Consider the following 9,471-nt stretch of genomic DNA (forward strand, 5'->3'; position numbering starts at 1 on the left):
CTGGGCCCTACACGGGCTTGCCGGTCAACTTACTCGCAAGTAGGGGAAGGTCAATGGGGGCGGTGGGATCGAGTCGCGGCCGAGCAGCGAGCCGAGTCGCTTCTGCCGCGCAGCGACCAACGCGTACTGCAAGGGAAACCAAACTGCAACTTGCGGCGAGCCTAGCACTTGGGCAGCCGAAAGCAATAGAGGCCAAGATCACATCACCCGGACGTTTGCGCAGCGCGCACGCGATGGTGACGACCGTGCGCGGGTCTTTCGCCGAATACAAAAGCCGGCTGTACTTCGACGGCCGCAACCCCGCCCGCTCCCGGGCCGAGATCGTGGTGTCCACCGGCAGCGTCGACACCGGAGTGGAACAACGCGACGGGCACCTGGTCGGCCGTGACTTCCTGGACTCCGCGAACTTCCCGCAGATGCGATTCGCCAGCACCGCGGTGCAAATGGCGGGCAACGATGTCTACCGCATGCTCGGCGACCTCACCATCAAGGACGTCACCCGTCCCGTCGTCCTGGAACTCACCTATATCGGCCATGTCACCGACCCGTTCGGCTACGAGCGCGCCGGCTTCGACGGCACCACCACCATCGACCGTTCCGACTGGGGTCTGACCTACAACTCCCGGCTGGCCGAAGGGGGCGCGATGGTGAGCGAGAAGGTGCGGCTCCAGTTCGACATCGCGGCGATCCGTACGGCGCCGGCCACCTGACGGAACGTTTGCTCGCCCGGACGCGGTGTCGCTGCGTGCCGGGCGAGTCGTGTTTCTACGGCCGTTTTCGGGCGCGTGGTCTCTTTACCGGGCGACGAGACGGCCGCCGACGATCGTGTGCACGGGGTTCAGGTCGCGCAGGGCGTCGCTCGGGCACCGGGCGGGGTCCCGGTCCCAGACGGTGAGGTCGGCGAGACGACCCGGGGCGAGGACGCCGCGCAGGTCCTGATCGCCGCACAGGCGGGCCGCGTTGACGGTGTGCAGGGTGAGCGCCTCGTCGTAGGTGATGGCGTGTTCGGGGCCCTTGACGCCGATGACGGTCTGACGGGTGGTCATGCCGTAGACGGAGCGCATCGCGCCGAACTGGCCCACGGGGAAGTCGGATCCGGCGCTGACCTCGGCGCCCAGGTCGATCCAGCCGCGGGCGGGGAAGAGGCGGGCGACGCGTTCCGGGCCCCAGAAGCCCTCCTCGACCTCGGCGGTGTCGTGCAGCAGCGGCTGCTGGATGGTGACGGGGATGCCCAACTCCACGGCGCGGGCCCGCTGTTCGGGACCGGCCAGGCCGCCGTGCTCCATCACCAGCGTGCCGGCGGGCAGGCCGGGGTTGCGGGCGAGGACGCGCTCGTAGACGTCCAGGAGGGTGCGGACCGCACGGTCGCCGTAGGCGTGGGTGCCGACCCGCCAGCCGCGGCGGACCACTGCCTCGACGGCCTCCACCAGCGCGTCCGGCTCCCAGATCAGCGTCCCGGAGAAGGAGTGGTCACAGGCGTACGGCTCCTCGGTGGCGCCGGCTTCGAGGCCGCCGTCGAGCCCGAACTTCACGCCCCACACCCGAAGCCACGGGTCGGAGCCGTCACGCCAGTCCTCCATGACGTCGAGCAGGTCCTCCACCTGAGCCGCGCTGGTCATGCCGAGCGCCGAGATCAGGGCGCGGATCCGGATGCCGAGCGCACCGGCCTCGCGGGCGGCCAGGAGGACGGCGTAGTCCTCGGGACCGACCGCGCAGTCGCGCACGGTGCCGATGCCGGTGGCGGCGTACTGGGCGGTCGCCAGACGCAGCCCGTCGATCCGCCGGGTCCGGTCCGGACCGGGGATCAGGCGCTCCACGAGGCCCATGGCGTTGTCGATCAGCCTGCCATTGAGCCGGCCGTCGGTGTCGCGGCCGATGACACCGCCCGGCGGTACGGGGGTGTCCTCGGTGATGCCCGCCAGGCGCAGCGCGTAGCCGTTGACGATGTCGTTGTGGCCGCCGCGCTTGACCAGGACGGGGTGCCGGTCGGTCGCCCGGTCGAGTTCGGCCGCGGTGGGCATGCGGCGCTCGGCGAGGTTGAGTTCCTGCCAGTTGGTGGTGGTGCGGATCCACTCGCCCTCGGGCGTCACCTGGGCCCGTTGCCGGATCAGGTCCAGGAACTCGGGGATGTCGTGGGCCTGATGGACGGGTACGTCGTGCGCGCCGAGCGCCGCGTAGATCAGGTGGGTGTGCGTGTCGTCGAAGGCGGGCAGCACGGTGGCGCCGGGCATGTCGTGGACCGTGGTGCGCTCGCTCAGGAGGTGGTCGAGTCCGTTCGGGTCGGGCGAGAGGGCGGTGATGCGGTCGCCGCGCACGGCCAGCGCCCGCTGCGGTGCCTGGCCGGGCACCAATGTGTGGATCGCGTTCGCCCGGATCACCAGATCGGCTCCGTGATCAGTCATCGTTCTCTCCCACTTCTTCACGACATCCGCTGACCAGGCTTTTGTACGGTCGGATAGCTGGTTCGCACATATTCGGCGACTACAGGAGCAGAAAATACGTCACTGCTACGGGCTCAGATCCAGATTCCGCGCCAAATGATCAGCGAAGCGAGCTGCCTGATCGCGGTCGCGGCTCGTTCGCGGACCGGCGACACACCGACCGTCATTGACAAGCCGATTCCGCACCGGTTGTCATGAACACATGCCGACATATCCGGGGCCCCGCCACACCCGTCTCACCAGCCTCACCCGCCGATCCACCTGCCCCGCCCTCGGCTCCGTCCGTGCTCCGTCCCTGGATTCACCGTGGAAGTACGGTCATTGACCGGGCGCCGCGAGCTGCTCGACACCGCCCGGGCCGAGTTGACGATCCGTCACGGAGTGCTTCTCCACGGCCCCGCGGGGATCGGCAAGTCCGTACTGGTGGCCGCCCTCGTGGGGACGTCGGCAGCTCATGTCCAGCCCGCCGGAACGGTGTTGCACTGCTCCCCCGCCGAGGAGGACGCCGAGCTCCCGTTCGCCGGACTCGTCGACCTGTTCGCACGGGTGCCGGAGAGCTGCCTGGCGGCCTTGGCACCCGAACCCCAAGTGGCCTTGCGGGCGGCCCTGTTGCGCGGCGGGACACCGGACGGCGACCGGGACCGGCTGGCGCTCCGCGTCGCCGTTCTCGACGTGCTGCGCGCCCTCGCCGCCACCGGCCCCGTGCTGCTGGTCCTCGACGGCCTCCAGTGGCTCGACGAGCCGACCGCCGAGGTGCTCGCCTTCGTCGTACGCCGTGTCGAGGGCCTCGACGTCCAGGTGGTGGCCGCCGAGCGGGTGGCCGAGGGCGAGCAGCCCGAACGGCCGTACTGCTGCCCGCCCGGCACCGCCGAACTGCCCGTGCCACCCCTGACGGACGACGAGGTGGCGCGGCTCCTGCACGCCGACCTGCCACCGGCGGTACTGCGGGCCGTCCAGGACACCGCCGCCGGAAACCCTTGGTACGCCCTGGAGTTGGGGCGGGCGGCCCCGCGCGACGGAGCGGCCGTCGGCCTCGGCCGCAGCCTGCCTGTACCCCGACGGTTGCGCACCCTGCTCCTGGACCAGGTGCGCACGCTGCCGGAGACCGCGCGGCGCACCCTCCTCGTCACGAGCGCCGCCGCCCGCCCCACACTCACACTGCTGCGCGCCGCCGGGCTCCACGATCCCGCCGCGGACCTCGCGGCGGCGGAGCGGCTCGGTGTCGCGACCGCCGACGCCGAGGGGACCATACGCTTCCGGCATCCGCTGATCCGGGCCGCCGTGTACGCCGACGCTCCGGAGTACGACCGCCGACAGGCGCACGCGCTGCTGGCCGGCGCGGTCACCGAACTCGTGGAGCAGGCACGGCATTTGGCGCTCGCCCACCCGTACGAGGACGAGATCACGGCTTGCACGCTGATGTCGGCGGCGGAGTCCGCGCGCCGTGACGGCGAACCCGACTCCGCCTTCGAACTGGCCGGGCTCGCGGCCCGGCGCACCCCCGGCGACCGTCCGACGGAGCGTGCCGACCGGTTGCTGGCTGCGGCCGAATACGCCTGTGACGCCGGGCAGTTGGAGGAGGCGGGGCAGGCGGCCGAGACCGTGCTCGCCGGGTCGGGCTCCGCTCGGCAGCGGGTACGGGCGCGGCTGGTCCTGCTGCGCAACGCCGGGCAGGCGTTGAAGGGTGCGCATGCCCTCATCGAGGAGGGGCTCCGAGATGCCGGCGGCGATCCGGAGGCCGAGGCATGGCTGCACCACTGGGCCGCCGTACGGGGCCTGTTGTGCGGGGAGTTGGAGGACGCGGCCCGGCATGCCCGGCGCGCCGCCCGGCAGGCGGCCGTGGCCGGTGACACGGAGACCCGGATCGGGGCGCTCGCGACTCTCGCCCGGGTGCGTTCCCTGGGCGGTGAACCGGTCGCCGCCGACGTCGCGTTGGAGGAGGCCCTCGCGCTGGCCGGTGGCGCGGGCGCCGGGCCGGAGAGCTGGGGGCTGATCCGGATGCGGGCGATCCTCGCCCTGGACTCCGACAAGGTCACCGAGGCCCAGGAACGGGTCGCCGAACTCCTCGCGGAGATCGGGGAGTTCGCCGGGGTCGAGGAGGTCATGGCGACCCTGGTCGCCCTCACCCGGATCCAAGTGCGCGCCGGGCACTGCCGGGAGGCCCTGGACACCGCCGCCCGCTGCACACGCGCCGTGGCCGAGACCGGCGTACAGGCTGCTCCGGCGCTGTACGCGGCGGCACTCGCGGCGACCGCGGGCGGGACCGCAGACGAGGCGCGGCGACTCGCCGAGCAGGCGGTGCGGGCCTCGGAGGCGGACGGCGACCGGCTGTTCCTGCTGCGGGCGCTCGCGGTGCTGGGGCAGGCCGAGTTGCTTGTCGGTGACCCGCGTGGAGCGGCCGCCGCGGTCGAGGCGCTGCAACGCGTCAAGGAACTCGGCGCGGCCATGTCCGCCGCCGATCCGCCCCTCCTGCACTGGTACAGCGACCTGGCCGAGGCCCTGGTCGTGCTGGGCGAGACGGACGCGGCCGGTGCCGTGATCGACGAGGCCCGGAAGCGGGTGTCCGTCGACGCGCCCGGCAGCGTACTGGCCGCGCTGGAACGGGCGGAGGGGCTGCGCGAGGCGGGGCTCGGCCGGGCGAAGGAAGGGGCGGTACGGCTGCGGGCCGCCGTGGACCGGTTGCGTCAACTCCCGTTGCCCGTAGACCTGGTGCGCACCCTGATCGCGCTCGGCGCGGTCGAACGCCGGGCCCGGCACCGGAACGCGGCACGCACCGCTCTCGGCGAGGCCTGGGATACGGCGACGCGCATCGGCGCCGTTCCGCTGGCGGCGCGGGCCGGGGACGAACTGGCCCGGCTGGAGGCCGGTGACCGGGACGGTGAGGGGCGTCCCGAACTCACGCCCACGGAAGCGAGGATCGCCGAACTGGTCGGCGGCGGGGCCACCAACCGGGAGGTCGCCGCCGAGCTGTTCATCAGCGTGAAGACGGTGGAGGGCACGCTGTCGCGGGTCTACCGCAAGGTCGGGGTCCGCTCGCGCACCGCGCTCGCCCACGCCATGGCGGTCGCCGTCATCGCGTCCGGCGCGGCGACCGTCAGCCTCGGCGACGACGACCAACAGCAGCTCACCGGACAGGCGGTGACGGTCAGTCAGCCCGGCCGGGTCCGCACTCCCCGGACGCTCGACAACCGCCGTTGACCTGTCATCCGCGGTTCACGTGACATCCGCAGTTAACACACAACGCAAGGGTTCCCCCGCTTATGCGGGTGGGGTGGATGTTCCTACGGTGAAGCCGTTCCGCTTCCGGGACAACCCCCCACTCCTCGGAGGACCTCAGTGACGTCACGACTGAAACTGGTCGGTCTGGTCGCCGTACCGGCACTGCTCGCCGCCGCCGTCCCCAGCGCCTACGCCGCCGCCCAGCCGCACACAACTCGCGCCGCCATCGCGGGAGATGTCCTCAAGGGCCTGAACCACGACGCGGCCCGCACCGGCGCCGTCTCCGCGGCCAAGCGCATATCGGTGGCCATCAGCCTGACCCCGAGAAACGACAAGGGCCTCGACACCTTCGTCGCCGACGTCAGTAATCCGCGGTCGAGTTCCTACGGCCACTATCTGACGAAGGCTCAGTTCGCGGCCCGGTTCGGGCGGACCGACGCCGAGGTGAAGCAGGTCAAGGAGTACCTGCGCGCCCAGGGCCTCACCGTCGGCAAGGTCCACTCGGGGAACCTGCTGGTCGACGCCAGCGGCACCGCCGCCCAGCTGGAGAAGGCGTTCGGCACCAAGCTGTCGACGTGGAAGGACGCCAAGTCGGGCCGCGCGTTCTACGCCAACGAGACCGCGCCGACCCTGCCGACCGGCATCGCCGGCCTGGTCAGCGACGTGACCGGCCTCAACAACCGCGCCCAGCTGCACCACCAGGGGTCCGCCAAGGTCAACCCGCACAACGGCCCCGGCGGCGGCTACACCCCGGCCCAGATCAAGGGCGGCTACAACGTCTCCGGTACGTACACCGGCAGCGGCCAGAAGATCGCGCTGCTGGAGTTCGACGGCTTCCAGCAGACCAACATCACGAAGTACGACACCAACTACAGCCTGGGCTCGCCCACTCCGACCGTGTCGAAGGTGGACGGCGGTTCCGGCGCGCTCGGTGACGGTCAGGTCGAGGTCGAGCTGGACATCGAGGTCCTGCACGCGATCGCCCCGAAGGCCAACGTGACGGTCTTCGAGGGTCCCAACTCCGACGCCGGCGAGGTCGACACCTACCAGGCCATCGTCGACAGCGGCATCCCGACCACCTCGATCAGCTGGGGCGCGTCCGAGAGCCAGCGCACCACCTCCAACATCAACGCTGTGGACGCCGTCTTCAAGGCGGGCGCGGCCGAGGGCCTCGGCTTCTACGCGGCCTCCGGCGACGACGGTTCGGACGACGCGGGCGACGGTACGACCACCGTCGACTACCCGGCGAGCGACCCGTACGTCACCGGCGTCGGCGGCACGACGCTGACCGTCACCTCCGCCAACGCGTGGAGCAAGGAAACGGCCTGGTCGGGCGGTGGCGGCGGCAAGTCCTCCGTCTTCAAGATCCCGAGCTGGCAGACCGCGGTGCAGAAGACCGCGGGCGGCGGCTACCGGCAGGTCCCCGACGTGTCGGCGCTCGCGAACCCGAGCCCCGGTGTCTCGATCTACTCGCAGGGCAGCTGGGGCACGGTCGGCGGCACCAGCGCCGCCGCGCCCGAGTGGGCGGCCTTCGGCGCGCTCTACAACCAGCAGGCCGCGGCGGCCGGCAAGGCCAACCTCGGCTTCGCCAACCCCGCGCTCTACACGGCGAGCGGCACCGGCTTCCACGACATCACCAGTGGCAGCAACGGCGCCTACTCCGCCGCCAGCGGCTGGGACTTCACCACCGGCTGGGGCTCGTACAACGCGGCGACCCTCGCGACCAAGCTGCTCGGCTGAGCGCCGCCTGTAGCTGAACACCGATGAATGAAGCGCGGGCCGGGAATCACTCCCGGCCCGCGCTTCACGTCACCTGACCGTTGTCTCACTTGACCTTCGTCTCACCTGAACTTGGCCTTGCCGGGGCCCTCTTCGACGAAGCTCCGCATCCCCCGCTCACGGTCCTCGGTCGCGAACAGCCCCGCGAACCACGTCCGTTCGACCGCAAGACCCGTCTCGATGTCCGTCTCCAACCCCGTGTCGATCGCTTCCTTCGCCGCACGCAACGCGATCGCCGGCCCCTGCGCCAACTTCGCCGCCCACGCATGCGCCTCGGTGAACACCTCGGCAGCGGGGGCGAGTCGGTCGACAAGCCCCAGCGCCAACGCCTCATCGGCCCTGACCATCCGACCCGTGAAGATCAGGTCCTTCGCCTTCGACGGACCGATCAACCGCGCCAGCCGCTGCGTACCACCCGCACCCGGAATCAACCCGAGCAGAATCTCCGGCTGCCCCAACTTCGCGTTGTCCGCCGCGATCCGAAAGTCCGCACACAACGCCAACTCGCAGCCCCCGCCCAGCGCATAACCCGTGATCGCCGCGACCACCGGCTTCGGAATACGGGCCACCGCCGTGAACGACTCCTGCAACGCCCGCGACCGCACGACCATCGCCGCATGATCCATACGCTGCATCTCCTTGATGTCCGCGCCGGCCGCGAACACCTTCTCCCCGCCGTAGATCACCACCGCCCGCACGTCCTCGCGCCGCGAAGCCTCCTCGGCGAGTGCGCGCAGGCCGTCCTGTGTCTCGGTGTCCAGGGCGTTCATCGGCGGCCGGTCGAGCCGGATCGTGCCTACGCCCTCGGCGACTTCGAAGTGAAGTGTCATGGCCCGCCTCAGCTGTCGTAGTCGACGGCGAGGGTGTCGGACACGGGGAAGGTCTGGCAAGTCAGGACGTAACCGGCGTCGACCTCGGCGGGTTCGAGGGCGTAGTTGCGCCGCATGTCCGCAGTCCCGTCGGTGACCAGCGCGCGGCACGTGCCACAGACGCCGCCCTTGCAGGCGAAGGGCAGGTCCGGGCGGGTCTTCTGGGCGCCGTCGAGGATCGAACTGTCCTTGTGCAGGGCGGAGTTGGTGGTGCGGCCGTCGAGGGTGATGCTCACCTGGCTGACGGGGCCGTCGTAGACCTTGTCGATGTGTTCGTTGGTCCGTACGGGCTCGTCGTCGGCGTAGAACAGTTCCTGGTGGACGCGTTCGACGGGGACGCCGAGGCCGGCGAGGACCTGTTGGGCGTCGCGGACCATGCCGTGCGGGCCGCACAGCCACCAGTGGTCGGCGGTGTCCACGTCGACGAGGGCGCCGACGAGCGCGGTGAGCCGGTCGGCGTCGAGACGGCCGGAGAGGATCTCCGCCTCGCGCGGTTCGCGGGACAGGATGTGCGCCAGCTGGAAACGGCCGGGGTACAGGTCCTTCAGGTCGGCGAGGTCGTCGGCGAACATCACGGTGTCGCTGCGCCGGTTGCCGTAGAAGAGGGTGACGCGGGAGCGGGTGTCGGCGGCGAGGACGGATTCCGCGATGGAGAGCATCGGAGTGATTCCGGAGCCGGCGGCGATCAGGACGTGGTGGCCGGGGAGGGCCAGGTCGGGGGTGAAGGCGCCGGTGGGGGCCATCACCTCGACGGTGTCTCCAGGGCGTACGTCGTTGACCAGCCAGGACGAGAACAGGCCGCCGGGGACGACCCGTACCCCGATGCGCGGGCGCGCTCCCGCCGGGGAGCAGATGGAGTACGAGCGCCGCTCGTCGCGGCCCTCGACCTCACGGCGGAGCGTGAGCGACTGGCCGGGCCGGTACGCGAACTCCTCGGCGAGGTGCTCGGGGATCTCGAAGCTGATGGCGGCGGCGTCCTCGCACAACGGCTCGACGGCGGCGGGCCGGGGCCTCGTCCGCGACGACCAGACCCCACTCGGCGGCGGCGAGGGATGTGGTGTCACGGCGGCGCGCGGCGAGATCGACCTGCGGGGTGTGGACGCCGGTGTCGCCGACCGGAGCATCGCGCCGGATCCCGAGGTGGTCGCCGCCCTGGTCGCCAC

The 9,471-nt window shown here is 71.3% G+C and carries 6 protein-coding genes; 3 read left to right on the plus strand and 3 right to left on the minus strand.

Features of this window, described 5'->3' with window-relative positions; all coding sequences use genetic code 11:
* Positions 1-233: 233 nt before the first annotated feature.
* A complete protein-coding gene (locus ACNFOC_RS44945; protein WP_416964787.1) occupies positions 234-710 on the plus strand; it encodes a YceI family protein in 477 nt (158 codons plus the stop codon).
* A gap of 84 nt (positions 711-794) precedes the next feature.
* Here ACNFOC_RS44945 and ACNFOC_RS44950 read toward each other — a convergent pair whose 3' ends face one another.
* A complete protein-coding gene (locus tag ACNFOC_RS44950; protein WP_416964783.1) occupies positions 795-2,402 on the minus strand; it encodes an amidohydrolase in 1,608 nt (535 codons plus the stop codon).
* A gap of 345 nt (positions 2,403-2,747) precedes the next feature.
* Between ACNFOC_RS44950 and ACNFOC_RS44955 the strand changes: the two genes are divergently transcribed.
* Complete coding sequence (locus ACNFOC_RS44955) at positions 2,748-5,639, plus strand: helix-turn-helix transcriptional regulator (RefSeq protein ID WP_416964784.1); 2,892 nt, start codon at positions 2,748-2,750, stop codon at positions 5,637-5,639.
* A gap of 138 nt (positions 5,640-5,777) precedes the next feature.
* Positions 5,778-7,400: a S53 family peptidase gene (locus ACNFOC_RS44960; RefSeq protein ID WP_416964785.1), complete on the plus strand. Its 1,623-nt coding sequence runs from the start codon at positions 5,778-5,780 to the stop codon at positions 7,398-7,400.
* Between the two features lie 101 nt (positions 7,401-7,501).
* Here the strand turns inward: ACNFOC_RS44960 and ACNFOC_RS44965 are convergent, their stop codons facing one another.
* Together ACNFOC_RS44965 and paaE are read right to left on the minus strand one after the other, a co-directional pair.
* Positions 7,502-8,269: an enoyl-CoA hydratase/isomerase family protein gene (locus tag ACNFOC_RS44965; RefSeq protein ID WP_416964786.1), complete on the minus strand. Its 768-nt coding sequence runs from the start codon at positions 8,267-8,269 to the stop codon at positions 7,502-7,504.
* A gap of 8 nt (positions 8,270-8,277) precedes the next feature.
* Complete coding sequence (gene paaE / locus ACNFOC_RS44970; RefSeq protein ID WP_416964788.1) at positions 8,278-9,432, minus strand: 1,2-phenylacetyl-CoA epoxidase subunit PaaE; 1,155 nt, start codon at positions 9,430-9,432, stop codon at positions 8,278-8,280.
* Between the last annotated feature and the right edge of the window lie 39 nt (positions 9,433-9,471).

The sequence above is a fragment of the Streptomyces colwelliae genome (genome assembly GCF_048158785.1).
In the GTDB taxonomy this organism is placed as follows: domain Bacteria; phylum Actinomycetota; class Actinomycetes; order Streptomycetales; family Streptomycetaceae; genus Streptomyces.

Coding starts and splice junctions, on each gene's coding strand:
- ACNFOC_RS44965 (WP_416964786.1), bottom strand. CDS start 8,269: ATGACACTTCACTTCGAAGTCGCCGAGGGCGTAGGCACGATCCGGCTC.
- ACNFOC_RS44945 (WP_416964787.1), top strand. CDS start 234: ATGGTGACGACCGTGCGCGGGTCTTTCGCCGAATACAAAAGCCGGCTG.
- ACNFOC_RS44950 (WP_416964783.1), bottom strand. CDS start 2,402: ATGACTGATCACGGAGCCGATCTGGTGATCCGGGCGAACGCGATCCAC.
- paaE (WP_416964788.1), bottom strand. CDS start 9,432: ATGCTCCGGTCGGCGACACCGGCGTCCACACCCCGCAGGTCGATCTCG.